Origin of the sequence: Sinobaca qinghaiensis, assembly GCF_003610495.1 — a bacterium.
Lineage (GTDB): Bacteria > Bacillota > Bacilli > Bacillales > Marinococcaceae > Sinobaca > Sinobaca qinghaiensis.
This window is the reverse complement of record NZ_RAPK01000007.1, coordinates 391,524-405,627: the sequence shown is the minus strand read 5'-3', so window position 1 is coordinate 405,627 and position 14,104 is coordinate 391,524. Positions and strand designations below refer to the sequence as shown.

The following is a 14,104-nucleotide window of genomic DNA, read 5'->3' as shown; positions in this document are numbered from 1 at the left end:
ATGGGTTCGGCTTTTGTTATGTAACAGTTCACGAAAAAAGATACTGTTCTAACTTTTTTAGAAAAAAATCAATGTAAGGGGTTGCAAAAACGAAAATACTGTTATAATATAAAAACATATTAAATTAACTGTTATAAAACAGTAATCGTAAGGGAGAGATAAAAATGGGATCTATTCAAGAAGATGCAAAGAAGCTCGAGCAGCAGTGGAAAGAAGACAGCAGGTGGGAAGGCATTGAAAGGCCTTATAGTGCGGAAGATGTAATTAAATTAAGAGGATCTATTGAAATCGAGCATACTTTAGCAAAGCGGGGATCGGAAAAGCTGTGGAAACTTCTTCATGAAGAGCCATATGTAAACTCTCTGGGTGCGTTAACAGGAAATCAGGCTGTACAGCAGGTGAAAGCAGGTTTGAAAGCGATTTATTTAAGCGGCTGGCAGGTGGCAGCAGACGCCAACCTTGCCGGACAAATGTATCCCGATCAAAGCCTGTATCCGGCAAACAGTGTACCAAGCGTAGTACAGCGTATTAATCAGGCGCTGCAGCGTGCAGATCAGATCCAGCATATGGAGCAGGAGGGGGATACGGACTTCTTCGCCCCTATTGTAGCCGATGCAGAGGCAGGCTTTGGCGGTCAGCTGAACGTATTTGAACTAATGAAGAGCATGATTGAATCAGGTGCTTCCGGTGTACACTTTGAGGATCAGCTTGCTTCAGAAAAGAAATGCGGGCATCTTGGTGGAAAAGTTCTGCTTCCTACGCAGAATGCCGTACGTAATTTAATATCCGCCCGTCTTGCAGCAGATGTAAGCGGAACGAAAACCATTATTCTTGCCAGAACAGATGCGGATGCAGCCGATCTTATAACAAGCGACATTGATCCCTACGATCAGGAGTTCATAACCGGTGAACGCACAGCTGAGGGCTTTTACCGTACAAAGCCTGGTATTGATCAGGCAATTGCAAGAGGCTTGGCCTACGCTCCGTTTGCCGATCTGATCTGGTGCGAGACATCCAAGCCGAATCTCGAGGAAGCCAGGAAATTTGCTGATGCCATTCATGAGAAGTTCCCGGGAAAAATGCTTGCCTATAACTGCTCTCCTTCATTTAACTGGAAAGCAAACCTCGATGATGAAACGATTGAAACCTTCCAGCAGGAAATTGCAAAGATGGGGTATAAGTTCCAGTTTGTTACGCTTGCCGGATTCCATGCGTTGAACCACAGCATGTTTGAACTGGCTAAAGGCTACAAAACGCGTGGAATGGGAGCCTATTCTGAACTGCAGCAGGCAGAGTTTGCCAGTGAAGCAAAAGGCTATACGGCAACGCGCCACCAGCGGGAAGTTGGTACCGGCTATTTTGATGAAGTAGCCCAGGTAATTACCGGTGGAACGTCTTCTACTACAGCACTTAAAGGTTCTACAGAGACGGCGCAGTTCCAGAAAACAAAATCATAGAACGTTCAAACCGAAAAAGCCAGCCTCTACTAGTAGAGAGCTGGCTTTTTTGATGAATGAACGCTGAGCAATTACACATCCAATTTATCTGGTGAAAGAAGAATTCCATCGTTATCAGCATACACCCATTCGCCGGGCTGCCATTTAACGGAGGCAAATACCACTGGAATATTGGCATCGCCAATTCCTTTTTTTACTGATTTAATCGGGTTTGTTCCAAGAGCAAAAATTCCGACGTCCATATTGGCTATTTCATCAGAATCGCGGATGCATCCATACACGATCACGCCCGCAAGCTTCCGCTCCACAGCAATTTCTGCTAAATTATCTCCCATCAGGGCACAGCGGGAAGACCCGCCGCCGTCGACCACTAATACGGAGCCTTCCGATATTTCCTGAAGCGCTTTTTTGACAAGCACATTGTCTTCGAATACGCGTACTGTGGCTGCAGGTCCGGAAAAATGGGTTTTCTGCCCGTATCGTTTAAATAATGGATCGGCTACTTTTACTACATCTGAATAATCATCACAAATGTCAGCTGTGAACCCCATCGTATCACTTCCTTTTTTAGTCATCTCTGTAATACTTCGATATGTATTAAAAAAATCCTTTCCATACGCAACGGTTTCCTTCAAAGGCTTGATATGATACTCTATGTAGGAGATTGTTAAGATTCTAAGGAGGATACGTTGATGAAACAAATGGATGCAAATGAAATCATTGCTTTTATTTCAGAAAGCAAAAAATCCACACCGGTAAAAGTCTATATTCAGGGAGACCTGGATGCGATCGGTTTTGGAAATGAAACAAAACGCTTTATCGAAGGGAATACAGGTGTTCTTTTCGGGGAATGGAGCGACATTGAAAAAGGCATTAATGATAACAAAGATAAAATTACAGATTATGTAGTAGAAAGCGACCGCCGCAATTCTGCTATACCCCTTTTAGATACAAAAGCAATTGAAGCACGTATTGAGCCGGGAGCGATTATCCGTGATCAGGTGGAAATCGGTAAAGGTGCAGTTATTATGATGGGTGCTTCCATTAATATCGGTTCCGTTGTTGGAGAAGGCACAATGATAGATATGAACGTTGTCATGGGAGGCAGAGCAACAGTAGGAAAGAACTGCCACATTGGCGCAGGATCTGTACTTGCCGGCGTTATTGAGCCGCCTTCCGCCCAGCCTGTTATCGTACAGGACGGAGTAGTAGTAGGTGCAAACTGCGTGATTCTTGAAGGAGTAACGGTAGGCGAAGGTGCTGTAGTAGCAGCAGGAGCTATCGTAACTGAAGATGTTCCCCCAAATACGGTAGTAGCCGGCACGCCGGCCCGTGTGATTAAAGAGATTGATGAGAAAACAAAAGGTAAAACAGAAATTAAGCAGGAGCTCCGCCGTCTTAACGACGATAACTAAAACAGCATATTCTTTTAGGCCGTCCGGTGGAAATTATTTAGCCGGGCGGCTTTTTTATATTATAATGTAAAGATCATAGAAGAGAGAAAGGATAAGAGCACATGAACTGGATGGAACGAGATCAGAACGCTATCATGTCTACATACCAGAGACTTCCGATAGCAGTGGAAAAAGGGGAAGGCAATTACTTATACGATACGGAAGGGAAAGCTTATTTGGATTTATTTACAGGACTGGCCGTGAACCTGCTCGGCCACTCCCATCCCTATCTTTTAAAAAAACTGGGCGAACAATCGGAGAAATTTCTCCATATCTCCAACATATTTTTAAATCAGCCGGCGATCGAGCTGGCTGAACGGATGATAGAACAGTCGATTCCCGGAAAAGTATTTTTTGCTAATTCAGGAGCAGAAGCGACAGAGGCCGCGGTAAAGCTCGTGCACAAATGGAAAAAAGAACAGAAAGAAGAGAAACGTGGAATTGTTGTACTGGAAAAAAGCTTTCATGGTAGAACACTTGGTGTAGTAAAGCTGACAAGACAGCCTGGTATTTATCAGGACTTTCCGGCTGCGGATTATCCTGTATTTGAAACAGTGCCGGAGGATTTGGAACAGCTTGAATCAGTAATGGTAAAAGAAAAGCCGGCCGCTTTCCTGGCAGAACCTATCTTAGGATCAGGCGGCATTACGCCGTTGTCCACAGATTTTCTCCAGGGAGCGGAAGCGCTCTGCAGAAAACACAATGTTCTTTTTTGTATAGACGAAATTCAAACGGGAATCGGACGAACCGGAACGTTTTTTGCATATCAACAGGCTGGCGTCATACCCGATATGATCTTATTTGCTAAAGGAATTGGAGGAGGTCTGCCATTAGGGGGTATTATTGCGGGCGACAAGCTGAAAAATAAATTCGCGCCCGGTGATCATGGCACTACTTTCGGACCTTCCCCGCTGAGTGCAGCTCTTGGGAATGCTGTCATGGACGTTTTATTTGAACAGAATGGATTAAAAGAGGGCAGGCAGAGAGCAGATTATTTCAGACAGCAGCTCGAAGGCCTTCAGCTTGAGCTGAAAACCGAAATAGAGGAAATCAGGGGATTGGGAATGATGCTCGGGGTAAAGCTTGATGCCGATGCAGAGAAAGTGAAAAGCATTCAGGAGGCGCTGCTGCACCGGGGATTTATGGTTAATATAGCCCAGCAGACAATTATTCGTCTGCTGCCACCGCTGACTCTGCAGAAAGAAGAAGCAGATAGTTTTATCCAGGCTTTTAAAGAAGAACTAATATCCAGGCGTCAGGAGGCATCCGTGTGAATATGACTACTATCCGCCGGGAGCTTCATCAAATACCGGAACCAGGATTTAAAGAATGGAAAACACAGCAATATCTTCTCGATAAAATTGCTTTATGGAAAGCGGATTACATGGAGTGGAAAACATGGCATACCGGCATTTTTTTATTTATCCATGGCTCAGCCCCCGTTAAAAACGTAGCGTACCGCACAGATATGGACGGACTACCTATAGAGGAAAACACGACCTACTCGTTTCCCTCTCTTCATCCGGGAATGATGCATGCGTGCGGACATGATCTTCATATGTCTATTGCGCTGGGGCTTGTCCACACTTTCTCTCAGGAACAGCCTAAAGAAAATCTGCTGTTTATTTTTCAGCCGGCTGAAGAGGGCCCGGGTGGTGCAGAGCCAATGCTCGATGCCGCACCGTTTCTGGAATGGAAACCGGATGAAATATATGCCCTTCATGTGGCTCCGGAGCGGAAGGTGGGGGAAGTGGCTTCCAAACCTGGTCTTTTATTTGCGAATACGTCAGAACTGTTTATTGACTTAAAAGGTACGGGAGGTCATGCAGCCAGGCCGCATCTGGCCAATGACATGGTTGTCGCTGCCAGCCACCTTGTTACGCAGATTCAATCCGTTGTAGCAAGAAATGTAGATCCGCTTGATGCTGCCGTTGTAACAATCGGAAAAATAACCGGCGGCACGAAGCAGAATATCATTGCTGAAGCTTCCAGACTGGAAGGGACCATCCGCACGCTCTCGGAAGAAAGCATGCAGAAAGTGAAAACAAGAATCAGGCAGCTCACTGCCGGTATAGAAACAGCTTTCGACTGCGAAGCAGAAATTGACTGGGGCGCCAACTACTGTCAGGTATACAATAATCATGAGATCGCCGCTTCTTTTCGGGAATTTGCACAACAGCATGGAGGTGTAACCTATGTGGAGAGCGGGGAAGCGATGACCGGAGAGGATTTCGGCTACTTCCTGCGCGAAGTGCCGGGATTGATGTTCTGGCTTGGTGTTGATACCCCATACGGCCTCCATGATTCGCGGCTGGAGCCTAAAGAAGAAGCAATGAATACCGCTGTTGAATTTATGACTGATTTTCTAAAAAGCAGATAATAAAAAACGGCTCTCTTTTATAAGAGACGCCGTTTTTTTTCGGATTGTCGATCACTGCTTTTATTTGTTAACAGGAGCGGGCTCGTGTTTATCAATATACACTTGGTGTGGAAATGGTATTTCTATTCCGTTTTCCTCGAGAGCTTCTTTGCAGGCTTTTAAAATCTCACGCTGCATAGCCCACTGCATCATATTTTCTGTTTTTCCGATAATACGAAGCACTACTTCAGAATCTCCGAGTGACTGAACACCAACGACATCAGGTCCTTCTACAATTTCAGGATGAACAGACGCTACTTTGTTACACGCTTCCTGTAGAACCGAAATTGCTTTATCAATATCATCATTATACGAAATGCCTATATCGATAAGTGCCTGCATGTTTCCTCTGGAATAGTTGCTGACCGTAATAATTTCTCTGTTGGGAATAAAGTGAAGAACTCCGTCAAAGCTTCTGATCTGAGTGGTGCGGAGACCGATTTCTTCTACTACGCCGTCCAGGCCTGCCACGGAAATATAATCATCAACGTCAATCTGCTTTTCAATTAGCAGAAAAACTCCCGTTACAACGTCGCTTACGAGGCCCTGCGCACCGAAACCGACTGCCAGTCCTACAACACCTGCGCCTGCAATCAATGAAGCAATTGGCAGGTTAAAAATACCTAAAATAATAGTAATCAGCACAAAAATAAGTACGTAGGAAAAAACGTTAACGAGCAGCTTGGAAATAGTTTTTACTCTTCCGGGATGCATGTTTCGTTTTTCCTGCATTTTGGAAAACCCACGTGTAATGATCCGCTTTCCCACGGCTCTTGCAATAAAGTAGCCTACAACAGCTAAGATAATTTGGATAACCACCATAAGGGCGGCGCTTAAAATTCCAGTAAGAATTGTTTCGTCAATAAAACCCGGCATAAACGGATCTCCTCTCTTTATTGTCTATTAGAATAAAGCACGATAAAGAGTATACCATACGTTAAGGATGTTGAAAAAACATAATTGCCATAAAGGCTGGTGTACTCTGTTTGACTTTCAAAACAGCTCCATATTACAATTAAATACGTGAAAAGCAGTACACAAGGAGTGGAACACTGTATGACTGAAAAACGAATGGTAGGTATGCAGGCACCAGGATTTAAAATGGATGCTGTCATGCCAAACAAAGAGTTCGGCACAGTAAGTCTCGAAGAGAATATGAAAAATGATCTATGGACGGTATTGTTTTTCTACCCGATGGACTTTACTGTAATATGCCCTACAGAAATCACATCAGTGAGCGATCAATTTGATGAATTTAAAGAACTGGATACAGAAGTAATCGGCGTCTCTACAGATACTATACATGCACATAAAGCCTGGATTAATACCTCACGGGACGATAATGGACTGGGCGGTCTTAACTATCCGCTGGCAGCAGATACGAATCATAGAGTATCTCGTGATTACGGCGTACTAATTGAAGATGAAGGAATAGCGCTGCGCGGATTATTTATTATCAGCCCGGAAGGTGAACTGATGTATTCTGCGGTTAATCATAATAATATCGGACGTGATGTAGATGAAACGCTGCGCGTGCTTCAGGCTCTTCAGACAGGCGGATTGTGTCCGGCCAACTGGCAGCCCGGTCAGGAAACCCTTTAAATAAAAGCGATGCCCCGTTCTAGTATAGAGAAAAGCATAAAATAAACGGGCAGCGGTACACGAAATCTTCATTTCGTGTGCTTTTTCATGTAAAATTAAAGAGAAACAACCGGTTTAAATGAAGAGTGGAGGAAAAGGCATGAAAAAGCAATTTGCGGTTATCGGACTTGGCCGGTTCGGCGGCAGCATCTGCAAGTCACTGATGAATGAAGGAATGGACGTACTGGCTATTGACCAGGATGAAGAAAAGGTAAATGAATTCGCCTCTATTGCCACACAGGCGGTTATCGCGGACAGTACAGATGAAAAAGCATTAAAAAGTCTTGGGATACGAAATTTTGACCACGTGGTTGTAGCGATCGGAGATAATATCCAGGCAAGCATTTTAACAACCCTTATTTTAGATGAAATGAAAGTGAAGCATATTACCGTAAAAGCACAAAATGACTATCATGAAACAGTGCTCAACCGAATTGGTGCCCATGAGATTGTTCATCCGGAAAGAGATATGGGTATTCGCATTGCCCATAACGTTGTATCGGATAACGTTCTTGATTATCTTGAGCTGTCGGATGAACACAGCATAGTAGAGCTGGCAGCGGGACCGACTATTGATGGAAAAACGATAGTTGACCTGGACGTCAGGTCAACTTATGGTTGTAATATTCTGGCTATCAAACGAAATGAAGAATTGACTGTCTCTCCTGAACCGGAAGTGAAGCTCTATGAAGGGGATATTTTAATTATTATAGGCGCTGATGCCGATATCAGCCGGCTCGAATCCTACTGGATTGATGAAAATTAAAAACTATCAAATTGTACGGGCTGATGGACTGGTTTCATAAATGGCCGGTTTTCCTGACAGACAAAAAAGGAGTTTCCATTTTTAAATGGAAACTCCTTTTTATTAAACTTCCATAATAATAGGAAGAATCATAGGCTTACGTTTTGTCTTTTCGTATAAATAAGGAGAAAGCTGGTCAATAATTTCATTTTTGATTTCAGCCCACTGCTTTGTTTTACGTTTCATAACTTCATCTAAATGAGTGGAAAGCATCTTCTGAGCATCGTTGATCATATCACTGGATTCCCTCATATAAACGAAGCCTCTGGAAATAATATCCGGACCGGCGGAAACCGTGAAGTTTTTCATATCAATACTCACGACAACTACGACGAGCCCTTCTTCAGAGAGAATGCGGCGGTCCCGCAGAACGATATTTCCTATATCACCGATTCCGTTACCGTCAACGTAAACAGAGCCGGACGGGATTTTCCCTACAATAGAGGCGGAATCCTTTTTCAAACCAAGCACTTCACCTATTTCCATTACAAAGGAACGATCCAACGGAATGTCACAATCCTCTGCGAGCTTCGTATGCATTTTCAGCATCCGGTATTCTCCGTGAATAGGCATGAAATATTTTGGTTTCATCAGGCGGAGCATCAGCTTCTGTTCTTCCTGAGCGCCGTGGCCGGAAGTATGAATGTTGTTTAATGAGCCGTGAATTACTTTAGCACCGGCTTTAAGAAGCTGATTAATAATTTTATTTACGGATAAATTGTTACCCGGAATAGGGGAGCTTGAGAAAACAATGGTATCCCCGGGAATAATCTGGATCTGCCGGTGGGTGCCATGGGCAATTCTCGATAAAGCGGCCATTGGTTCACCCTGGCTTCCCGTGCATAGTATAGCTGTTTCATTATCAGGCATCCGGTTCAGCTGGCCCGGTTCAATGAATGTGTCTTTAGGTGCTTTAATATAGCCAAGCTCCTGGCCGATCGTAATAGCATTATCCATGCTTCGGCCGAATACTGCTATTTTTCTGCCGTGATGAACAGCAGCGTTTACAGCCTGCTGGAGACGGTAAATATTGGAAGCGAAGGTGGCGAATATAACCCGTCCTTCTGCATTCTGGAATATTTTATCAATACTCTTGCTTACCGTTCTCTCCGACATGCTGAATCCCGGAACTTCACTGTTTGTACTGTCAGAAAGAAGGCACAATACTCCTTCATCCCCGATCTGGGCCATTTTGGAAAGGTTCGCAGGCTGGCTTACCGGAGTGAAATCAAATTTGAAGTCACCAGTATGAACAATATTCCCTTCAGGTGTGTTTACAACAACACCGAGAGAATCGGGAATGCTGTGCGTTGTTTTGAAAAATGAAATAGAAAGATTCGCAAAGCTGATCACATCTTCTTCCTTAATAACATGCAGCTTCGTTTTACGGAGCAGACCATGTTCCTCAAGCTTTCTTTTCAGAAGGCCCAGAGCAAGCTGCCCGCCGTAAACGGGAATGTTCATCTCGCGAAGAAAATAAGGAATGCCGCCGATGTGATCTTCGTGTCCGTGCGTAATAAATAAGCCCTTTATCTTATGCTGGTTTCGAACAAGGTATGTGTAATCCGGGATAACATAATCGATACCCAGAAGTTCATCCTCGGGAAACATAATCCCTGCATCAATAACAATAATTTCTTCTTTATATTCAATTGCATACGTATTTTTGCCGATTTCCCCAAGTCCTCCAAGGGCAAATACAGCTACCTGGTCGTTTTGTAGTTGTTTCATATTTTAGATGTTCTCCACTTTGAAGTCTTCTTTTTGTTTTTCAAAAGCAAGAAGAGCTTCTGATACAGGCTGAACAAATTCAATATTGTATGGACGGTCTTTTAGTTTTATTCTAACGTCCATTTCTGAATCTGCTTCTATATACATAGACTCTGTGTTTTCGCGAACAGCTATTTCCGTTGAATCCTTTTGATATAATACTTTGTAAATCATAGGTATAGTCTCTCCTTTGTATTGGGTGATTTTCTATTAAGCAGGATGCGTGAACCCCGTTATTACTTCATGTACCGGATAAGAAAAATTAAGGACCTCGTTTCTTGTGCATCCGAAAAAAACATCAAGAAATAAGCATAGGATTTCATAATATAAATTAAGAAAAGGGCTTCAAATATTTATACGCAAAGCGGAACGGGCGGACAGTCCACTTTGATAAAACACTCGATTCTCAAATTGTAATCGATTTACAGCTTTTTTTCAATAGACGAAGCTATCTAAAGGACGGGGACCGATCTTTAGTATGCTAAAGCTTTAAAACAAAAATCCCTCCTCTCATCTACTCCCCGGCAAATTAATAAAGCTGCAAGGCAGAAATGAAAGGGGGGACTCGGTTAATTGGATTCTTCTTCAATTCTGTCATAAAACATAATACCGTCAAGATGGTCAAGCTCGTGCTGAAAAGCAATAGAAGGAAGGCCTCTGAGGCGCAGGCGGATTTTCTCATTATCCATCGTGTATCCTTCAATAGTAACGCGTGAATAGCGGGGGACTTCCCCTTCTATTTCTCTATCTACAGACAGGCAGCCTTCGCCGCCCTCTAAATGATTGAGTTCTACAGAATGACTGACTATTTTTGGATTAACCAGGCCGTAGCTGTACAATTTATCCTTATCATCTGTAAGATGCAGTGCAAACATTCGTTTATTAATTCCTAATTGAGGAGCCGCAATACCTACTCCAGAACGCAGGTCGTACTTTTCTGCTATATCATCGTCCTGTGAATTTTGAAGAAATTCAAGCATGTCCTCCAGTGTTTTTTTGTCCTCAGCTGATAAGGGCAGCTGCACAGGCTCTGAGATTTTACGTAGAGCAGGGTGTCCTTCACGGACAATGTCATTCATTGTTATCATTATATGTGCCTCCTGCATAATCTGCTTCATCGAATCAAAATGAATGAAGATGACTCGCTGATTTTGTCTATAAAATAGTATAGCAAAACAGGTGCTATTACAAAAGAAAAATCATTCCGAAGAATAATTATCCAAACAGTAATATAGGAAGAAATGTGAAAGGAATAATAGAAGCAGGTGTTTGTACCTCCAGTTTATTGATTTCCCTATTTTTTTCCTATATGATGAACAAATAGAAGGAATTTTAAGAATAGAAAGGAACAAACATGCCCATACATAAAAAAACAGCGATCACGTACACGGCTATAGGCGCAGCATTATTATTAGGAGGATGTGGAGGAAGTCCCGAGGAACAGATGCAGAATAGTCTGGAAGGGGCTGCAGAAGCAGAGGAAGAATTTGCAGAACAGCAGCAGCCAATGATGGATCTTCATGAAGAAGAACAAAGCCTGTTTGCTTCCATGCAGGAGCTTTCTGTCGAAGAAATGGACGAAATTGAATCGCAGTCAGAAGAGGCAGTCAGCCTGGCTGAAGAGCGGGAAAGTCACCTGGAAACGGAAAAAGAAAGTATTGAAAGTTCTTATGAAGAATTTCAGCAGGGCATCGAAAGCGGGGAAGAGGCAGAAGCGGATCTCAGCTCAGAGCTTCAATCGGCACAGGAGTCAATGGAAGGACGCTACAATGCCTATCAGAACCTCAACGAAGCTTATGCAGAAGGTATTGATCGAGATAAAGAATTGTACGAGGCTCTAACGAACGAAAACCTTACTATAGATGAGCTTCAAAATCAGATTGACAAGGTTAACGAGTCCTACACAATTGTGGCAGATGAACAGGAGCAGTTTAACACGTATACCGACCAGTATAATGAAGCAAAAACTTCTCTTTATGAAGCAGCCGGTATTGAACAGGAATGAATAGTAACCTGAATGGATTATTCATTCAGGTTTTTTCTTTAGAAAAATAAGGGAAGACAGATGGGCAGGGGTGTTGCTTATCTGTATTAACACCTAAAAAAGAATATTCTCCTCTTAATCGGAAAAGCTGTTAGTGTCGGGGAAGGAAATGCTATATAACAGTTTACATAAAGATTCAATCCGCATAAACATAAATTATGCTGAAAAGCCTTTAGTTAAAAAGGATTGACTAACCTTTTTAATATAGTATATTCTAACAATATAGCTTTATTGTTATAATCTTTATTTCTTTTCTAATGAGACAGTTTCCGCAAAATGATAAATGCAATAACAGGTTATTTTTTCTCCGAATCAGGGTAGTAAGTTTAGAGTTAACGTATCTGACTGGACACGGGCTTTAATGCTGGCTGCCTGTTTGGAATGAAGAGGAAATTGTTTTAATAGAAAATAATCGAACAATTAGGAAGGTAGAGGTGACTGCAGTGGCTGAAAAAACACTGAAAAATATTGAAGAGCAGTTTGAAATGTTCCAAATCCTCAATGAAGAAGGCAAGATAGTAAACAAAGATGCTCTTCCGGATTTATCAGATGAAGAGCTTCAGGAACTAATGAGAAGAATGGTTTATACAAGAATATGGGATCAGCGTGCAATTTCCCTTAATAGACAGGGAAGACTTGGATTTTATGCACCGGTAGCCGGACAGGAAGCGTCTATGCTAGGTTCTCAGTTCAGCCTGGATAAAGAAGACTGGATTCTGCCGGGTTACCGGGATATTCCACAGATGGTATGGCATGGTATGTCACTTCATCAGGCATTTCTTTTCTCCCGCGGCCATTTCAAAGGCGGCCAGATGGCAGAAGGACTTAATCTTGTTATGCCCCAGATTATTATTGGAGCACAGATTATTCAGACAGCCGGCGTAGCACTTGGATTGAAACGCAGAGGCAAGGACAATGTCGCTATTACGTATACCGGTGACGGCGGTGCCTCGCAGGGTGACTTCTATGAAGGTATGAACTTTGCAGGCGCATATAAAGCCCCGGCTATTTTTGTTGTGCAGAACAACTACTTTGCCATTTCTGTTCCCGTTGAAGAGCAGTCTGCTGCAAAGACTATTGCCCAAAAAGCAGTGGCAGCAGGAATTAATGGAATTCAGGTAGATGGAATGGACGTTCTTGCAGTTTATGCGGCAACTAAAGAAGCCCGTAAAAACGCATTAGAAGGTACACCTACCCTTATTGAAACATTAACGTACAGATATGGACCGCACACGATGGCCGGTGATGACCCAACAAGATATAGAACGTCCGAGCTTGACAGTGAATGGGAAAAGAAGGATCCAATCGTTCGTTTCCGTAAATACCTTGAAAGCAAAAAGCTCTGGTCTGAAGAAGAAGAAAACAAAGTAGTTGAAAAAGCTAAAGAAGAAATCAAAGCAGCAATTAAAGAAACAGACGAAGTTGCTCCTCAAAAAGTAACAGATTTAATCGGCAACATGTTTGAAGAGCTTCCAGTAAATCTGCAGCAGCAGATGGACGAATATAAAGAGAAGGAGTCGAAGTAAGCTATGGCGCAAATGACAATGATTCAGGCTATTACCGATGCGATGCGTACGGAGCTGAAAAACGACGAAAATGTCTTAGTTTTCGGCGAAGATGTCGGTAAAAACGGTGGAGTATTTAGAGCAACAGAAGGACTGCAGGATGAATTCGGCGAAGAACGCGTATTCGACACACCACTTGCAGAGTCAGGAATCGGCGGGCTTTCAATCGGTCTTGGCCTTACAGGCTTCCGTCCTGTTATGGAAATTCAGTTTTTCGGTTTCGTATTCGAAACAATGGATGCAGTAGTAGGACAGATGGCAAGAATGCGCTATCGTTCAGGCGGGCATTATAACATGCCGGTAACGATCCGCTCTCCATTTGGAGGCGGGGTTAAAACACCTGAGCTTCACGCGGACAGCCTTGAAGGCTTAATTGCGCAATCGCCCGGCGTACGTGTAGTTATTCCGTCCACTCCTTATGATGCAAAAGGTCTTCTTATTTCTTCTATCCGTAATAACGACCCGGTTGTTTTTCTTGAGCACATGAAGCTTTATCGTTCTTTCCGTGAGGAAGTACCAGAGGAAGAATACACTATTGATCTTGATAAAGCAGACGTAAAGCGTGAAGGTAAAGATGTAACGCTTATCGCTTACGGTGCCATGGTTCACACTTCACTCAAAGCAGCGGAAGAACTATCAGAAGAAGGCATTGAAGCGGAAGTTATTGACCTTCGCACGATCAGCCCTATTGATATAGAGACTATTCTTGAGTCCGTGAAGAAAACAAACCGTGCCGTTGTTGTTCAGGAAGCGCAGAAAATGGCTGGTATCGCAGCAAGCGTAGCAGCTGCTATTACAGATGAAGCTATTCTTCATTTGGAAGCGCCTGTTCTTCGTGTTACAGCTCCGGACACTGTCTTTCCATTTGCAGCAGCAGAAGATGTGTGGCTGCCTAATGAAACAGATGTTAAAGAGCGCGTAAAAGCAGTTATAAACTTCTAAATAAAGC

At 43.2% G+C, this 14,104-nt stretch carries 14 protein-coding genes; 9 read left to right on the top strand and 5 right to left on the bottom strand.

What is annotated here, in order from left to right; all coding sequences use genetic code 11:
• Positions 1-164: 164 nt before the first annotated feature.
• The gene (gene aceA / locus ATL39_RS06125) at positions 165-1,457 is read left to right on the top strand and encodes an isocitrate lyase (protein ID WP_120192410.1); all 1,293 of its coding nucleotides are present in this window, start codon (positions 165-167) and stop codon (positions 1,455-1,457) included.
• 71 nt (positions 1,458-1,528) lie between these two features.
• On the opposite strand, the gene rraA is transcribed toward aceA, so the two are convergent.
• Positions 1,529-2,008 (bottom strand): ribonuclease E activity regulator RraA, encoded by a 480-nt coding sequence (rraA, locus tag ATL39_RS06120; protein ID WP_120192409.1) that lies wholly within the window; start codon positions 2,006-2,008, stop codon positions 1,529-1,531.
• A gap of 141 nt (positions 2,009-2,149) precedes the next feature.
• Here rraA and dapD point away from each other — a divergent pair, with 141 nt between their 5' ends.
• The 3 genes from dapD to ATL39_RS06105 all read left to right on the top strand — a co-directional run bounded on the left by dapD (position 2,150) and on the right by ATL39_RS06105 (position 5,291).
• A complete protein-coding gene (gene dapD, locus ATL39_RS06115) occupies positions 2,150-2,872 on the top strand; it encodes a 2,3,4,5-tetrahydropyridine-2,6-dicarboxylate N-acetyltransferase (RefSeq protein ID WP_120192408.1) in 723 nt (240 codons plus the stop codon).
• A gap of 101 nt (positions 2,873-2,973) precedes the next feature.
• Positions 2,974-4,185, top strand: coding sequence for an aspartate aminotransferase family protein (locus ATL39_RS06110; RefSeq protein WP_120192407.1), 1,212 nt, complete (start codon positions 2,974-2,976; stop codon positions 4,183-4,185).
• A gap of 2 nt (positions 4,186-4,187) precedes the next feature.
• Positions 4,188-5,291 carry an N-acetyldiaminopimelate deacetylase gene (locus ATL39_RS06105; protein ID WP_120192652.1) on the top strand — a complete coding sequence of 368 codons (1,104 nt, stop codon included), beginning with the start codon at positions 4,188-4,190 and terminating at the stop codon, positions 5,289-5,291.
• 60 nt (positions 5,292-5,351) lie between these two features.
• On the opposite strand, the gene ATL39_RS06100 is transcribed toward ATL39_RS06105, so the two are convergent.
• Complete coding sequence (locus tag ATL39_RS06100; protein WP_120192406.1) at positions 5,352-6,206, bottom strand: mechanosensitive ion channel family protein; 855 nt, start codon at positions 6,204-6,206, stop codon at positions 5,352-5,354.
• A 180-nt stretch (positions 6,207-6,386) separates the two neighbouring features.
• Here ATL39_RS06100 and ATL39_RS06095 point away from each other — a divergent pair, with 180 nt between their 5' ends.
• Together ATL39_RS06095 and ATL39_RS06090 are read left to right on the top strand one after the other, a co-directional pair.
• Entirely contained in the window at positions 6,387-6,932 is a 546-nt protein-coding gene (locus ATL39_RS06095) for a peroxiredoxin (RefSeq protein ID WP_120192405.1), read from the top strand.
• Between the two features lie 139 nt (positions 6,933-7,071).
• On the top strand, positions 7,072-7,737 hold the full coding sequence (locus ATL39_RS06090; protein ID WP_120192404.1) for a potassium channel family protein: 666 nt from the start codon (positions 7,072-7,074) through the stop codon (positions 7,735-7,737).
• Positions 7,738-7,839: 102 nt separating this feature from the next.
• Here the strand turns inward: ATL39_RS06090 and rnjA are convergent, their stop codons facing one another.
• The 3 genes from rnjA to def form a co-directional block, all read right to left on the bottom strand.
• Positions 7,840-9,507: a ribonuclease J1 gene (gene rnjA / locus ATL39_RS06085; RefSeq protein WP_120192403.1), complete on the bottom strand. Its 1,668-nt coding sequence runs from the start codon at positions 9,505-9,507 to the stop codon at positions 7,840-7,842.
• A 3-nt stretch (positions 9,508-9,510) separates the two neighbouring features.
• A complete protein-coding gene (locus ATL39_RS06080) occupies positions 9,511-9,720 on the bottom strand; it encodes a DNA-dependent RNA polymerase subunit epsilon (RefSeq protein WP_120192402.1) in 210 nt (69 codons plus the stop codon).
• A 395-nt stretch (positions 9,721-10,115) separates the two neighbouring features.
• A complete protein-coding gene (def, locus tag ATL39_RS06075) occupies positions 10,116-10,634 on the bottom strand; it encodes a peptide deformylase (RefSeq protein WP_120192401.1) in 519 nt (172 codons plus the stop codon).
• A gap of 266 nt (positions 10,635-10,900) precedes the next feature.
• Between def and ATL39_RS06070 the strand changes: the two genes are divergently transcribed.
• The 3 genes from ATL39_RS06070 (at position 10,901) to ATL39_RS06060 (ending at position 14,097) form a co-directional block, all read left to right on the top strand.
• On the top strand, positions 10,901-11,551 hold the full coding sequence (locus tag ATL39_RS06070; RefSeq protein WP_120192400.1) for a YkyA family protein: 651 nt from the start codon (positions 10,901-10,903) through the stop codon (positions 11,549-11,551).
• A gap of 524 nt (positions 11,552-12,075) precedes the next feature.
• A complete protein-coding gene (gene pdhA, locus ATL39_RS06065) occupies positions 12,076-13,116 on the top strand; it encodes a pyruvate dehydrogenase (acetyl-transferring) E1 component subunit alpha (RefSeq protein ID WP_120192651.1) in 1,041 nt (346 codons plus the stop codon).
• 3 nt (positions 13,117-13,119) lie between these two features.
• Positions 13,120-14,097: an alpha-ketoacid dehydrogenase subunit beta gene (locus ATL39_RS06060; protein ID WP_120192399.1), complete on the top strand. Its 978-nt coding sequence runs from the start codon at positions 13,120-13,122 to the stop codon at positions 14,095-14,097.
• Positions 14,098-14,104 lie beyond the last annotated feature (7 nt).